General features: G+C 71.6%; 16 protein-coding genes. 6 read left to right on the forward strand and 10 right to left on the reverse strand.

All coding sequences use genetic code 11. The features are described 5' to 3' along the window. Positions 1 to 192: 192 nt before the first annotated feature. Entirely contained in the window at positions 193 to 1,128 is a 936-nt protein-coding gene (locus ACWD4A_RS00655; RefSeq protein WP_451187571.1) for an NYN domain-containing protein, read from the reverse strand. Positions 1,129 to 1,290: 162 nt separating this feature from the next. Between ACWD4A_RS00655 and ACWD4A_RS00660 the strand changes: the two genes are divergently transcribed. After that, positions 1,291 to 1,443 (forward strand): hypothetical protein, encoded by a 153-nt coding sequence (locus ACWD4A_RS00660; protein WP_451187573.1) that lies wholly within the window; start codon positions 1,291 to 1,293, stop codon positions 1,441 to 1,443. A gap of 90 nt (positions 1,444 to 1,533) precedes the next feature. On the opposite strand, the gene ACWD4A_RS00665 is transcribed toward ACWD4A_RS00660, so the two are convergent. The 4 genes from ACWD4A_RS00665 to ACWD4A_RS00680 all read right to left on the reverse strand — a co-directional run bounded on the left by ACWD4A_RS00665 (position 1,534) and on the right by ACWD4A_RS00680 (position 4,688). After that, positions 1,534 to 2,139 carry a MarC family protein gene (locus ACWD4A_RS00665; protein WP_451187575.1) on the reverse strand — a complete coding sequence of 202 codons (606 nt, stop codon included), beginning with the start codon at positions 2,137 to 2,139 and terminating at the stop codon, positions 1,534 to 1,536. A 203-nt stretch (positions 2,140 to 2,342) separates the two neighbouring features. Then, on the reverse strand, positions 2,343 to 3,206 hold the full coding sequence (locus ACWD4A_RS00670) for a PHP domain-containing protein (protein ID WP_451187577.1): 864 nt from the start codon (positions 3,204 to 3,206) through the stop codon (positions 2,343 to 2,345). A 172-nt stretch (positions 3,207 to 3,378) separates the two neighbouring features. Further along, the gene (locus tag ACWD4A_RS00675) at positions 3,379 to 4,029 is read right to left on the reverse strand and encodes a DUF6758 family protein (protein WP_451187579.1); all 651 of its coding nucleotides are present in this window, start codon (positions 4,027 to 4,029) and stop codon (positions 3,379 to 3,381) included. Positions 4,030 to 4,103: 74 nt separating this feature from the next. Then, positions 4,104 to 4,688 (reverse strand): suppressor of fused domain protein, encoded by a 585-nt coding sequence (locus ACWD4A_RS00680; protein WP_451187581.1) that lies wholly within the window; start codon positions 4,686 to 4,688, stop codon positions 4,104 to 4,106. A 467-nt stretch (positions 4,689 to 5,155) separates the two neighbouring features. Between ACWD4A_RS00680 and corA the strand changes: the two genes are divergently transcribed. Further along, entirely contained in the window at positions 5,156 to 6,262 is a 1,107-nt protein-coding gene (gene corA, locus ACWD4A_RS00685) for a magnesium/cobalt transporter CorA (RefSeq protein WP_451187583.1), read from the forward strand. A gap of 12 nt (positions 6,263 to 6,274) precedes the next feature. Here corA and ACWD4A_RS00690 read toward each other — a convergent pair whose 3' ends face one another. Then, on the reverse strand, positions 6,275 to 7,228 hold the full coding sequence (locus tag ACWD4A_RS00690; protein WP_451187585.1) for a DMT family transporter: 954 nt from the start codon (positions 7,226 to 7,228) through the stop codon (positions 6,275 to 6,277). Positions 7,229 to 7,240: 12 nt separating this feature from the next. Here ACWD4A_RS00690 and ACWD4A_RS00695 point away from each other — a divergent pair, with 12 nt between their 5' ends. Then, the gene (locus ACWD4A_RS00695) at positions 7,241 to 7,747 is read left to right on the forward strand and encodes a hypothetical protein (protein ID WP_451187587.1); all 507 of its coding nucleotides are present in this window, start codon (positions 7,241 to 7,243) and stop codon (positions 7,745 to 7,747) included. Positions 7,748 to 7,913: 166 nt separating this feature from the next. Here ACWD4A_RS00695 and ACWD4A_RS00700 read toward each other — a convergent pair whose 3' ends face one another. Further along, positions 7,914 to 8,672 (reverse strand): hypothetical protein, encoded by a 759-nt coding sequence (locus ACWD4A_RS00700; protein WP_451187589.1) that lies wholly within the window; start codon positions 8,670 to 8,672, stop codon positions 7,914 to 7,916. A 170-nt stretch (positions 8,673 to 8,842) separates the two neighbouring features. Here ACWD4A_RS00700 and ACWD4A_RS00705 point away from each other — a divergent pair, with 170 nt between their 5' ends. The 3 genes from ACWD4A_RS00705 (at position 8,843) to ACWD4A_RS00715 (ending at position 11,872) form a co-directional block, all read left to right on the forward strand. Continuing rightward, a complete protein-coding gene (locus tag ACWD4A_RS00705; RefSeq protein ID WP_451187591.1) occupies positions 8,843 to 10,138 on the forward strand; it encodes a magnesium transporter MgtE N-terminal domain-containing protein in 1,296 nt (431 codons plus the stop codon). Continuing rightward, positions 10,128 to 10,664: a DUF1003 domain-containing protein gene (locus ACWD4A_RS00710; protein ID WP_451187594.1), complete on the forward strand. Its 537-nt coding sequence runs from the start codon at positions 10,128 to 10,130 to the stop codon at positions 10,662 to 10,664. Before ACWD4A_RS00705 ends, ACWD4A_RS00710 begins: the two co-directional genes overlap by 11 nt. Before the next feature lie 71 nt (positions 10,665 to 10,735). Next, on the forward strand, positions 10,736 to 11,872 hold the full coding sequence (locus ACWD4A_RS00715; protein ID WP_451187947.1) for an Mrp/NBP35 family ATP-binding protein: 1,137 nt from the start codon (positions 10,736 to 10,738) through the stop codon (positions 11,870 to 11,872). Positions 11,873 to 11,940: 68 nt separating this feature from the next. On the opposite strand, the gene ACWD4A_RS00720 is transcribed toward ACWD4A_RS00715, so the two are convergent. From ACWD4A_RS00720 to ACWD4A_RS00730, 3 genes are all read right to left on the reverse strand, one after another. Then, positions 11,941 to 12,135 carry a YegP family protein gene (locus tag ACWD4A_RS00720; RefSeq protein ID WP_451187596.1) on the reverse strand — a complete coding sequence of 65 codons (195 nt, stop codon included), beginning with the start codon at positions 12,133 to 12,135 and terminating at the stop codon, positions 11,941 to 11,943. A gap of 90 nt (positions 12,136 to 12,225) precedes the next feature. Then, complete coding sequence (locus ACWD4A_RS00725) at positions 12,226 to 12,915, reverse strand: hypothetical protein (protein WP_451187598.1); 690 nt, start codon at positions 12,913 to 12,915, stop codon at positions 12,226 to 12,228. A gap of 118 nt (positions 12,916 to 13,033) precedes the next feature. Further along, positions 13,034 to 13,489, reverse strand: a complete 456-nt coding sequence (locus ACWD4A_RS00730; protein WP_451187600.1) for a sec-independent translocase — start codon at positions 13,487 to 13,489, stop codon at positions 13,034 to 13,036. Positions 13,490 to 13,587 lie beyond the last annotated feature (98 nt).

The raw sequence follows: 13,587 nt of genomic DNA on the forward strand, positions 1-13,587 counted from the left end.
GGGGTCGCGCCGGGGCCATCTCCCATGTTTTGGGGGGGGGGTAAGTGGGGGGGGGCCGGGCCGCCCTTGGGGTGCCCCGGGATGGGGGGGGGCCCCCCCGGGGGCCCCCCACCACCCGTAGCCAGGGTTCCATCCGCCGTCCCCGCGCGCATTCCGGCACGCGCGCGCGTAACGGTGGTTGCGTCCCGCCGGTCAGTACTGGGCGCCGAGGTGGTCCCAGAAGCCGTCCCGGAGCGCCCGGCGGAGGTCCGCGTGGCCGCGGAGCGACAGCCCGAGCAGCGCCTCCGCCTCCACCAGGAGCTCCTGGTCGACGGCGCCGGGGAGGTAGGGGTGGCCGGGCAGCAGCTCGGCGAGCGTGTCGCGGCCGCGCGAGCCGAGCCACTGGGCGGCGACCTGCGCGCCGACGAACCGCACGTCGTCGCGGCTGGGGGCGGGCACCTGCGCGGCGGCGTCGCCGTACGGTTCGTGGACGGTGCGCCGGGTGACGTACGGCTTGCAGAAGTCGAGGTCGAAGGTGCGCTGGCTGTCGACCTCCCAGAGCAGGGCCTCGGCCTGGTTGCGGCCGCCGACGGCCTCGATGCCCCAGAGGTGGACGCGGGCGCCGTAGCCCTGGGCGGCCTCGACCGCCGAGACGAGGTCCTCGTCGCCGCCGATGAGCGCGGCGTCGCTGATGGCGCGGTGCCGGGCGAGGGACTCCAGGTCGGTACGGATGAGGGAGTCGACGCCCTTCTGCTGGTTGTTGGCGTTGAGGTTGCCCAGGCGGACCTTGACGTCGGGGAGCTCGGCGATGCCCTGCTGCTCGGCGGTGTGGATGCGGCGGCGGGCGCCGTCGTACCAGTAGACGCGCAGCAGCCTGCTGTCCGGGAAGATCATGCGGGCCTTGTCGATGAACGCCTCGATCAGCCCTTCGGCGTCGAGGTCGAAGGCCCGCCGGTCCTCGATGCCGGCGACGAGGCGGCCCGCCGCGGCGTAGACGTACCCGGCGTCCACGAAGATCGCGTGGGTGGAGGGGGTGGTGGCGACCTCCGCCAGGACACGGTTCAGCAGCTCGTTGGTGCGCTCGATGCCCGTGGCGATGGCGGTCAGGTCCGGGGCCTGCGGAGGGTGTGCGGCGAGGTGGTCGGTCATGTGCGAACTCTCAGTAATTAGCCACGTTAAAAATTTCCTTAGCGTAGGGAATGTTTGAAGTGATCACCTCGTTGGACACGTATGTGAGCAGGTCGCACCGTCGCGACTCCGCTCACCTACTCATGGAGTTCTCCTCAGGAGGATCAGACGAAGGGAGAAGCCTTGCGCTTCGAAATCATGCGCCTGGACGACGTCGACGGCAGCGCTGTCGACAGCACCGTCGTGGACGCCGCCTCCGTCAACAGGATCGTGCAGCAGGCCGCTTCGATCGGCCAGCGCATCTATATCCGCCCGGCCGACACCGCGGTCCGGTAACGGGCAATCGTTCCCACGTGCCGACACCCCCGTACGGGACCGTACGGGGGTGTCGTGCGTTCGTGGGCGCGCCGCGCCGGAACCGGCGGTTCAGTGCTTGGCGATGACCTGCGTGATGCCGTTGATGATCTGCTGGACGGCCAGCGCGGAGAGCATCATGCCCGCGAGCCGCGTCACCAGCACCACTCCGCCGTCCTTGATCACCCGGATGATCAGCAGCGAATAGCGCATCACCAGCCACAGCACGACGTGCATCGCGGCGATCGCGACCCACACGGAGACCTGGGCGGCGACCGAGTCCGCGTGCTGCACGGCGAGGATCACCGAGACGATCGCGCCGGGGCCCGCCAGCAGCGGCATGCCCAGCGGCACGAGCGCGACATTGACGTCCTTGGTCTGGGTGGGCTCCTCGGACTTCCCCGTCAGCAGGTCCAGCGCGATGAGCAGCAGGAGCAGACCGCCCGCGATCATCAGCGCCGGGGTGGTGATGTGCAGGTAGTCCAGGATCTGCTGGCCGCAGATGCCGAAGACGGTGATGACGCCGAAGGCGACCGCCGCCGCCTGCCAGGCCATGCGGCGCTGGACCTTGGCCGGGCGGCCGGAGGTGAGCGCGAGGAAGATCGGCGTGATCCCCGGCGGGTCCATGATCACGAACAGGGTGAGGAAGAGGGATCCGAAGACAGCGAAGTCGAACACAGTGAGCCTTGCGAGAGTGGTGCGAGCAGGAGCTGGGGGAAGCACCTGGCGGGAGGGGGGAAGGAAGCTACGAGGAGACAGACGAAGAGACGTACGTGGTATGCGTCGAGCGCGCGATCGTGCACTCGGGGGCGTACGGAAGTACGGTCACGCGCGTGCGGAGGGCACGTGCGCGGCCCGGAGGAACCGGGAAGAGGGGAGGGTCAGCCGCCCGCGCCCGGGACGGGGAAGGCCCCCGTGGCCCGGCGGGTGATCTCGCCGTAGATCTCCGGGTCGGTCGTGAACTCGCCGAGCCGGCAGGTCTTGCGGCTGCCGTGGTAGTCGCTGGAACCGGTGGTCAGCAGGGAGAGGTCGGAGGCCAGGCCGCGCAGCCGGGCGCGGGTGGCCGCGTCGTGGTCCATGTGGTCCACCTCGACACCGTCCAGTCCGGCCGACGCCAGCTCGGCTATCTGCCCCTCGGAGACGCAGTTGCCGCGCTTGAGCGCGAGCGGGTGCGCGAGGACGGTGACCCCGCCCGCCGCCTTGACCAGGCGAATCGCGTCGAAGGGGTCGAGCTCGTGCTTCTCGACGAAGGCGCGGCCGGCACCGGCCAGCCAGTCGGGGGTGAAGGCGTCGGAGACGGTGTCGATCACGCCGAGTTCGACCATGGCGCTGGCCACGTGCGGCCGCCCGACGGCGCCGCCCGCGGCGAGCTCGGCCACGCGCTCCCAGGCGACGGGCACGCCCAGCTCGTTGAGCTTGGTGACCATGGCGCGGGCGCGGGGCACCCGGTCGTCGCGGACGAGCTCCCGCTCGCGGGCGAGCTCGGGCTCCTCCGGGTCGAAGAGGTAGGCCAGCATGTGGACGCTGAAGCCGTCCGGTCCGGCGAACCGGCAGGAGAGTTCGGCGCCCGTGACCAGGGTGAGCCCGGCGGGGAGCGCGGCGATGGCCTCGGCGTGGCCGCCGACCCCGTCGTGGTCGGTCAGCGCGACGACGTCCAGCCCGGCGGCTGCCGCGTTGCGGACCAGCTCGGCGGGGGTGTCCGTACCGTCCGAGGCCGTGGAGTGGGTGTGCAGATCGATGCGCACGACACGGCTCCAGGTTGGCGGGACGGACAGGGACCGGTTCAGGATAACCGCCGCGCCCTTTTCTCCGGTTCTTCGGGGCGCGGGAGCCCTTCGGGGCACAGGGGATCACACGCGCACCGCACGTCGGCACCCCGCACGTCGACGCCCCGGCGGGCGGCCTCTCAGCGGGCCGTCACCGCGGGCCCGGCGACAGCAGCCGGGGGGACAGTGCGCCGCAGGGCAGCAGTTCCGCCTCCGCGCCCGCGTCCCGCAGGTCCGTGAGCACCAGCTCGTCGTACATCAACAGGCCCGAGCGCTCCGGCCAGACGACGGCCCACAGCCACAATCCGCGGGCCTCGCCCGCGAAGACCGCCCGGTCGTCGGGCGCGCCGTCGACGTGCCACAGGGGGGTGGGGCGGCCCGCGGCGTGGACCTTGGCGTGGGGCGAGCGGTCGACGGAGATATAGGGGCCGGGGTCGGGTCCGTCGATGCCCGCATAGCGCGCACCGAGGCCGACGCCGAGCTCCTCGGCGACGAGGAGCAGCTCGCCGGGGCCGCCGAGCGGACTGGGACCCGAGCAGGCGACGGCGGTGGCACGGCCGCCGCTGCGGTCGTCCCCCGCGCACACCACGCCCGTGAAGAGCCAGCCGACGGGCAGCGGCCAGGGCATCCACACCGGCACGCGGGCGCGGCTGACGACGACGGCCAGCGCCTCGACGCTGGGCGGGACGACCGGCTGCAAGGGGTGCACCGAGCCGTGCACGGAGCACTGCCAGGAGTCGGCGAAGAGACCGGGCGCGCGGACCCGGCCTCCACACTTCGGGCAACTGGGTTCGCCCCTCATAAGGCCCAACGGTCCTCCGAGGCCGCCGTCGCGTCAAGGACGATCACCCGTCCGGACGCCGACACCCCGAAGTGTCACCCCAAGGGCACCCCTGACCTCAGGGGATCACGCAGATCGGTGCCTTTGGCCAGCCATCGTTCCTCCAGTGCGGCGGCGCCGTGGACGCGCTTCCAGGCCGCCTCGTTCGGCGTCATCGGCAGCAGCGGGAGGAAGCGGACGGGGTCCATCGGGGCGTCCAGTTCGAGGTCCTCGACCAGGCCGCCGGACTCCGCGACCAGGACGGAGGTGAAGGTCGCTCCCGGCCAGAGCGGCTCCCCCGTGTCGAGGGACCCGCCGGGCGCCACGACGACCCCCTCCACCTGTGGCGACGCGGCGAGCACGGCCAGCGGGCGGAGCACCTTGTCGGTGTCGGCGCGGCCGGCGCGCACGGAGAGGACGAGTTCGGCGCGGGGGCCGCGCAGGGGGTCCGCGACCACGGCGGTGGGATCGGCCATGGGCTGGGCGGACATGCCGAGGGTGGCGTAGCGGACGACGTCTCCGACAGAGAAGCGGAGCACCTCGATCCGGTCCGTACCGAGGAAGGTCACCGCGGCGCGGGCGTCCGGTTCACCCAGGGCCGTCCGCAGCCGGGCCTCGACCAGTGCGAGAACGTCTGACATGCAGTGAGCATAGAACGCGTATCGAACGGGCAAAGGCGGGTATTGGCGGGCCCAGTGGCTGCTAGCCTTGGCCTCTGGTCAGGGAGTTGCGTTCGTCCCCCAGCGGGGACCGGCCGGAGGAGGTGGGGCTGCGGTGGATCCTAGTCGACCGTGCAGTACCGGCAGTTCTCCCGTCCCTCCGCCGCGGACGCACCCCTTGTGAACTAAAGCCTTCCCGCACCGGCCCTTTCGCCGGTTCTGATCCGGAAGTCCTTTCGCGCCCGCAGCACTTGACGGAAGAGCGCCTTCGTCTCGCTTTGTTTCCGTGTTCACTGCGAAGTTCTTGCGCACTGCCGCCAGTCCCCACGCATTGCGCGAAGCGCCGTCCGATGTGCGGACGTGTCCCCCGCCCCAGGGCCACGTCCGTGTTCCGGACAGCGTTGCGCCCGCATCCCGGGACTGCCGGCCGGCCCGTGAAGGAGCCTGCCTTGTCGATGATCCGCGATCTGCGTGCCGCGGTCCGCCCCGCCCTGCGGCGGGGGGCCACGCCTTACGAGTACGACGCCACCCGCGACCCCTCGACCAGCAGCGCCGTGGTGGACTGCGCCATCTACAGCGACGGCAAGCGGTGCAGCGACCAGGTGAGTCCGGCGGAGGCCATGCGGCGCGTACGGGCCGACGGCGGCTTCGCGTGGATCGGGCTGCACGAGCCGACGGAGCGTGAGTTCTCCGGTATCGCCCAGGAGTTCGGGCTGCACCCGCTCGCCGTGGAGGACGCGGTCCACGCCCACCAGCGGCCCAAGCTGGAGCGCTACGACGACACCCTGTTCACCGTCTTCAAGACCATTCACTACGTCGAGCACGTCGAGCTGACGGCGACCAGCGAGGTCGTGGAGACCGGCGAGGTGATGTGCTTCACCGGCCCGGACTTCATCATCACCGTCCGGCACGGCGGCCAGGGCTCGCTGCGCGCGCTGCGGCACCGGCTCCAGGACGACCCGGAGCTGCTGGCCAAGGGTCCCTCCGCGGTCCTGCACGCCATCGCCGACCAGGTCGTCGACGGCTACATCGCGGTCGCCGACGCGGTGCAGGACGACATCGACGAGGTCGAGATCGATGTCTTCTCGGCGCCCAGCAAGGGCTCCTCGCGCGGTGGTGACGCGGGCCGGATCTACCAGCTCAAGCGCGAGGTGCTGGAGTTCAAGCGCGCGGTCACCCCGCTGATGCGGCCGATGCAGCAGCTCAGCGAGCGGCCGATGCGGCTCGTCGACCCGGACATCCAGAAGTACTTCCGCGACGTCGCCGACCACCTCGCGCGCGTCCACGAGCAGGTCGTCTCCTTCGACGACCTCCTCAACTCCATCCTCCAGGCCAACCTCGCGCAGGCCTCGGTCGCCCAGAACGAGGACATGCGGAAGATCACCTCCTGGGCGGCGATCTTCGCCGTGCCGACGATGATCGCCGGGATCTACGGCATGAACTTCACGTACATGCCGGAACTGAAGTGGAAGTACGGCTACCCGACGGTCATGGTCGTGACGGTCGTGATCTGTGTGGCCATCCACCGCGGCTTCAAGCGGAACGGCTGGCTCTAGCCCGTCGGCGCACTAGCGGCGGTCCGCCCGGATGACCAGGGCGAGCCCGGCCAGGATCACCGCCAGCGCCGGGTACGCGGCGACGGGCGGCAGTTGCCCGAGCCACAGCGCGGCGATCAGCGCCGCGCCCGGCGTCTCCAGCAGGATCGCCGTCGATGTCACCGACGGCCCGAGGCTCTTCACCACTCGGTTGATGAGCGAGTGCCCGAGCAGTTGCGCGGTGACCGTCAGCAGGGCGAGCTTCAGCCACGTACCGCCGTCGTAGCCGCCGAGCGAGGAGCCGGAGAACAGGCAGACGGCGAGCAGCAGCACCGCCGTCGTCACATAGAGGACGTAGGTGTACGCGACGGTGGACACCGTCCGCCGGACCTCCGCGCCCAGCAGGACGTACCCGGCGGCCGCGATGCCGCCCGCGAGCGCGAGCGCGTCCCCGGCGAGCGCGCGCGGGGAGACCGCGAAGTCGACGCCGGTCAGGATCACCACGCCGAGGAAGGCGAGCCCGGTGCCCGCCCAGACGAGCGGTGCCTGGCGGTGGCCGCGCAGCCGCAGCAGCAGCGTCGTCCAGATCGGGGTCGTGGTGACCAGCGCGGTCGAGGAGGCGACCGAGGTCATCCGCAGGCTCGGCATCCAGACCGCGAAGTGCACGGCGAGCAGCACCCCGGCGGCCACGGACAGCAGCGCGGCCCGGCGCCCGATGCCGCGCAGCTCGCCGCGGTGCCGCAGCAGCGCGACCGGGGTGAGCACCCCGACCGCCATGGCGTTGCGCCAGAAGGCGATGGCGAGGGCGGGCGCGGCGATGGTCGCGGTGAGCGGGGCGGAGAGGGAGATCCCCGCGATGGCCACGGCGAGCAGGGCGATGTCCGTACGGACCGCGGGGCCCGCACCCGGGCCGGGTGTCGTCGGCGGGGCGGCGGGGCGCGTACGGGCGGTCCGGGCAGTCGTCACCCGTCCAGCGTAGGGCCGCATAAGGTAAGCCGTATGACGCAGACGCTGGCGCTGATCGAAGAGGCCACCAAGAAGTCCGGCCTCATCTGGGTGCAGGGCCCGGAGGGCCCCAGCCGGGCGCTGTGGCACGTGTGGCACGAGGGTGCCGCCCACCTCGTCGGCGGGCCCGGCGAGCAGCCGTTGGACGCCCTCGGGCTCCTGGACGGCGGACACGCGACCGTGACGGTGCGCAGTAAGGACAAGGGCGGCCGCCTGGTGACCTGGCCCGCCCGGGTGCGCGAGCTCGCGGCGCGCGGCGAGGAGTGGACAGCGGCCGTCGCCGAACTCAAGGGCAAGCGGCTCAACGCGCCCGACGCCGACGCGATCGAGGAGCGGTGGGCCCGCGAGTGCGTCGTGCTCCGCCTGGAGCCGACGGGGGCGACCGTGTCGCTGCCCGACGACTCGCTGGCGGCGGTGCCGTTGCCTACGGCGGCGACCACGCGGGTGCCTATGCCGGCGGCTTTGCCGCGGTTGCTTCGGGGCAGGCGGCGTCGAGGCTGACGCGCCGTTGCCGCCTGCGGCGGGAGCGGCCTGCGGCCGCGTCCTCAAACTCCCCCAGCTACCGCTGGGAGGTGCCCCCAGGACGGGCTGAGTTGCGTGCTCGGGAGCCTGAGAGCAAAGCCCCCGTGCTTGGGAGCCTGGGGGCGAAGCCCCCAGTTGGAGGGAATCAGCCCCCGTTGTTCGGGATCGCGCTCCCCGTGGGGATCTGTTTGCCATAGTCCACGACGTCTCCCTTCGCCGGTGGGTTCAGGCCGAAGTCCTGGCCCCAGTCGCCCAGTTCCACCTGGCCCGCACCGCCCGCCCGCTGCACCCGTACGGGATACGGCGTACCCGTCAGGGAGACGTCGAGCGTGCCGCCGCTGCCGCCGCTGCCGGTGACGCGGATGGTGCGGACGCCGCCGACCGTCGCGTGGTCGCCGCGCGCCAGCTTGCCGTGCAGACCCAGGAGGCCGTCCAGTAGTACGTCCTTGTCGGTGAAGCCCTTGAACTGCTGGTAGGCCGGGTCGGCCGAGGGGACCTTCACGTACTTCTTCTCCAGCTTGCCCGCGGCACCCGTTCCGCCCTTGGCGGCACCGCCGTCCCCGCGTGACCAGAACGCCGCCGGTGCCTTGAGGTAGAGCTCGTCCCCGACCCGCAGCAGCTCGAAGGCGGCCGCGTCGGAGGAGACCCGTCCGGTCCCGCCGTCCTTCTTCAGCCGCATGTCGATCTTGTACGTACGGCCCTGGCTGACGACGCTGCCGGACAGGTGGACCGCGTTCGCGCCCCGGGCGGCCGTACGCGCCTTGTCCTGGATCTTCGCGGCGTCGAGCTTGCCGACGCCGTTGGTGCCCGCGTCGGGGTCCGACCCCCCGCCGCCGCAGGCCGTCAGCGCGGCGGACAGGCCGACGCAGAGCGTCCCGACGAGAGCCGCCTTCCGGGTTCGCACGTCTCCTCATGCCTCCTGTCACCAGTGGAGAACCGCAGCGTACCCGGGCGCTCCGGAGGCGGAAGCGGGCAGTCCGTACGGCCGTCTCTCCCGCGCCGGGGAGAAGCGGGGCACGTTAGCCTGAACCGGACATCGCCCCTTCGGGAGCCCGGCAGAAGGAGGACGCGGCCATGGCAGCGGGCGTCCACCGGGTGTTCGTGTCGCACCTCTCCGGTGTGGCCGTCTTCGACCCGAACGGTGACCAGGTGGGCCGGATGCAGGACGTCGTGGCGATGCTGCGCGTCGGCGGACGGCCGCCCCGCGTGCTGGGGCTGGTCGTCGAGGTCGTCAGCCGCCGCCGGATCTTCCTGCCCATGACCCGGGTGACGGGTGTGGAGTCCGGCCAGGTCATCACCACCGGGGTGGTCAACATGCGGCGCTTCGAGCAGCGGGCCACGGAGACGCTGGTCATCGGCGAGCTGCTGGACCGCCGGGTGCGGCTGGTCGACGGGGGCGAGGAGGTCACCGTCCTCGACGTGGCGATCACCCAGCTGGCCGGCCGCCGCGACTGGGAGATCGACAAGGTCTTCGTGCGGCGGGGCAAGGGCGGGGCGCTGCGCCGCAAGGGCGAGACGCTGACGGTCGAGTGGTCGGCGGTCACCGGCTTCTCGCTGGAGGAGCACGGGCAGGGCGCGGAGAACCTGCTGGCCACGTTCGAACGGCTGCGCCCGGCCGACCTCGCCAACGTGCTGCACCACCTGTCGCCCAAGCGGCGCTCGGAGGTGGCCGCCGCCCTGGACGACGACCGGCTCGCGGACGTCCTGGAGGAGCTGCCGGAGGACGACCAGATCGAGATCCTCGGCAAGCTCCAGGAGGAGCGGGCCGCGGACGTCCTGGAGGCCATGGACCCGGACGACGCCGCCGACCTGCTGTCGGAGCTGCCCGAGGACGACAAGGAGCGGCTGCTGACGCTGATGCAGCCGGACGACGCGGCCGACGTGCGGCGGCTGCTCGCGTACGAGGACCGGACGGCGGGCGGTCTGATGACCACGGAGCCGATCGTGCTCCGTCCGGACGCCACGGTCGCCGACGCCCTCGCGCGGGTGCGCAACCCCGACCTCTCCCCCGCGCTGGCCGCGCAGGTCTACGTCTGCCGCCCGCCGGACGAGACCCCGACGGGCAAGTACCTGGGCACGGTGCACTTCCAGCGGCTGCTGCGCGACCCGCCGTTCACGCTCGTCGGCTCGATCGTCGACACCGATCTGCGGCCGCTGCCGCCGGACACCCCGCTGCCGGCCGTCACCAGCTATCTGGCGACCTACAACATGGTCGCCGCCCCCGTGGTCGACGAGAGCGGCTCCCTGCTGGGCGCGGTGACCGTCGACGACGTCCTGGACCACCTGCTGCCGGAGGACTGGCGAGAGACCGAGCTGCACTTCGGAGCACTGGGCATGAGCGATCTGCCGGAGGTCGCCGATGGGCGCTGAACGCGGCCGTGAGGAACGGGTCAAGGAGCGGCGGGTGCGGCTGGACCTGCCGAGGGTGAAGCGGCGCCGCTGGCTGCCCGCGTACGACCCGGAGGCGTTCGGGCGCACCTCGGAGGAGATCGCCCGGTTCCTGGGGACAGGCCGGTTCATCGTCTGGATGACGGTCGTCATCGTGCTGTGGGTGCTGTGGAACACCACGGTGCCGGGGCACCTGCGGTTCGACAGCTATCCGTTCATCTTCCTGACGCTGGTGCTGTCGCTGCAGGCCTCGTACGCGGCACCGCTGATCCTCCTCGCACAGAACCGGCAGGACGACCGCGACCGGGTCAACCTGGAGCAGGACCGCAAGCAGAACGAGCGGTCCATCGCGGACACCGAGTACCTGACGCGGGAGATCGCGACGCTGCGGCTGGGCCTGGGCGAGGTCGCGACCCGGGACTGGATCCGCTCGGAGTTCCAGGACCTCGTCAAGGAGCTGGAACAGCGCAGGATATTCCCGCAGGAGAGTGAGGAACGCGACCGCTGAAAGCCCTTTCCCGGCCCCCGGTGCGGCGCCGTAACATCGACGTCATGGCTACCGAAACTCCCGCAGGACCCGTGCCGGGCGAGGACGCGATCCGCGCCGCGCTGGCGACGGTGAACGACCCCGAGATCCACCGTCCGATCACCGATCTGGGCATGGTCAAGTCCGTGGGGATCGGGGCGGACGGCACGGTCTCGGTGGCGGTCTACCTGACGGTCCAGGGCTGCCCGATGCGCGAGACGATCACCACCAACGTGCGGAACGCGGTGGCCGCCGTCGAGGGCGTCACGGGCGTCACCGTCGAGCTCGACGTGATGAACGACGAGCAGCGCAAGGAGCTGGCGGCCGCGCTCCGCGGGGGCACTGCGGAGCGCGAGGTGCCGTTCGCCAAGCCGGGCTCGCTGACCCGGGTCTACGCGGTGGCGTCCGGCAAGGGCGGCGTCGGCAAGTCCTCGGTGACGGTCAACCTGGCGGCGGCGCTGGCCGCCGACGGGCTGAAGGTCGGCGTCGTGGACGCGGACATCTACGGCCACTCGGTGCCCCGCATGATCGGCGTGGGCGACAGCCGCCCCACCCAGGTCGAGAACATGATCATGCCGCCGTCGGCGAACGGCGTGAAGGTCATCTCGATCGGGATGTTCACCCCGGGCAACGCCCCGGTGGTGTGGCGCGGCCCGATGCTGCACCGGGCGCTCCAGCAGTTCCTGGCGGACGTCTACTGGGGCGACCTCGACGTCCTCCTGCTCGACCTGCCGCCGGGCACCGGCGATATCGCGATCTCCGTCGCGCAGCTCGTCCCGAACGCCGAGATCCTGGTGGTGACGACGCCTCAGCAGGCCGCCGCCGAGGTTGCCGAGCGCGCCGGCTCGATCGCCGTGCAGACGCACCAGAAGATCGTCGGCGTCGTGGAGAACATGTCCGGGCTGCCGTGCCCGCACTGCGACGAGATGGTCGACGTGTTCGGCACGGGCGGCGGGCAGCTGGTCGCCGACGGGCTGACGAAGACGACGGGCGCCAATGTGCCGGTGCTGGGCTCGATCCCGATCGACGTACGGCTGCGCGAGGGCGGCGACGAGGGCAAGCCGGTCGTCCTGACGGACCCGGAGTCCCCGGCCGGCGCCGCGCTGCGCGCGATCGCGGGCAAGCTGGGCGGCCGCCAGCGCGGCCTGTCGGGCATGTCGCTGGGCATCACGCCGCGCAACAAGTTCTGACGGCGGCACGCCGGGCACGGGTAAGGGGCGCTCTCCACGGAGAGCGCCCCTTACCGCGTCACTTCCGGTTACTTCTGCTCTTTGCCCTCGACCATCCGCACGGGCGCGTCGGCGGCGTTGCGCTTGACGGAGTCGATGCCGTTCTCGCACGCCGCCTTGCTGTTGTACGCCTCACCGACGGCGATGATCTCGCCGTTCCCCGCCTTGAGCCGGTAGCGGTACTTGCCCGCCTTGTCCGTGTACATCTCGAACTTGCCGCTCATGGACCTCACCTCTCCGGGTACGCCCCCTGCCGAGATTCAAGCCCCGGGAGGAGGCGCGCGCAGCTCGGGTGGGCCCGATGGGTGGCGTCCTCAGCCCCCGTAGGCGGTGATGTCCTTGATCGCCGAGAAGCCCATGCCGTACGCGCTCATGCCGCGCCCGTACGCGCCCAGGTGGACCCCTTCGGCGGAGCCCGCGAGGACCCAGCCGTACTCGGACTCGCGGTAGCGGAAGTCGGTGGGGACGCCGTCCACGGGAAGCGAGAGCGTGGACCAGGCCGGCTCGTCCAGGTGGTCCGCGAGCTCCCAGGCGAGGGCCGTCTGCTGGTCCAGCCAGTCCTGCCGCAGGGCCCGCTCCATCTGCGCGGGCCAGGTGCAGGACAGCAGCCCGGAACCGGCCAGCCAGGCGGCGGAGGAGACCGAGGTGGCCTCCAGCACGCCCGTGCCGTCGGCGCTGCGCCGGACGGGCCGGCTCGCGACGGTCACCACGACCGCGAAGCGCTGTTTGTCGGCGGCCGGGTCGACCCGCTCGCCGCGCGGCGAGGGCTCCTCGCCGTGGCCGGTGGAACCGTGCTCCACCGTCCCGTCGGCGGCGGCACCGACCTGCATCAGCCAGCGCGGCCCGCTGTACGCCTCGTCCAGGCCGTACCACGGGAACGAAGCCAGCAGGAAACCGTCGGCGGACCGCCGGGTACCCGGGCCGCTCCGCTCCGCGCCCTGCGCGGCGGACGCGCGCGCCTCACCGGCCGGACCGTGCGCCCCTACCCGACTCGTCGTCTCCATCTGCGCGGCGCCTCCTCGTTGCCCGATGTCCTGGGGCGAGCCCGCCCCCCTCGGAGGGCTTCACCCCAAACACAGGGAGGATAGCCACCCCCGTCAATGGGGCACGGGATGCGCGGGCTCAGGTGGCGTCGGAATCGAAGGGCGGGCGCTCGCCGGGGCTCAGCCGCTCGCTCTTTTTGACCAGGTCAGGGCCGCCGGACGGGGCGGAGGAGCCGGGCGTGCGCGGGGCGGACGACGACGGCTCCGCACTGCTGCGCCCGTGGACGGCGTCGGTCAGGTCGCCCATCTCCGACTTGAAGTCGAATCCGTTGCGGATCTCCTTCAGACCCAGCTCGTCCTTGTCGAGCACGTGCTTGCGCACAAAGGTCTTGGGGTTGAGGTCCTCGAACTCGAAGTCCTTGAACTCCGGGCCCAGCTCGGAGCGGATGTCCTGCTTGGCGTTCTCGGAGAACTGACGGATCTTGCGCAGCGTACGCGACACGTCCTGGATCATCTTCGGCAGCTTGTCGGGGCCGAAGATGAGCACCGCGATCACCACGAGCGCGACCAGCTCGAGGGGTCCTATGTCGAGCACGTTGCAGCTCCTTGAGGCGTCAGTGGCCGGGGGTCGCGGCCATCCATCACGGTACCTGGCCCGGAGGCCACCACAGGCGTCACCCGGGACAACAACAG

It is taken from the genome of Streptomyces sp. NPDC002537, assembly GCF_053594975.1.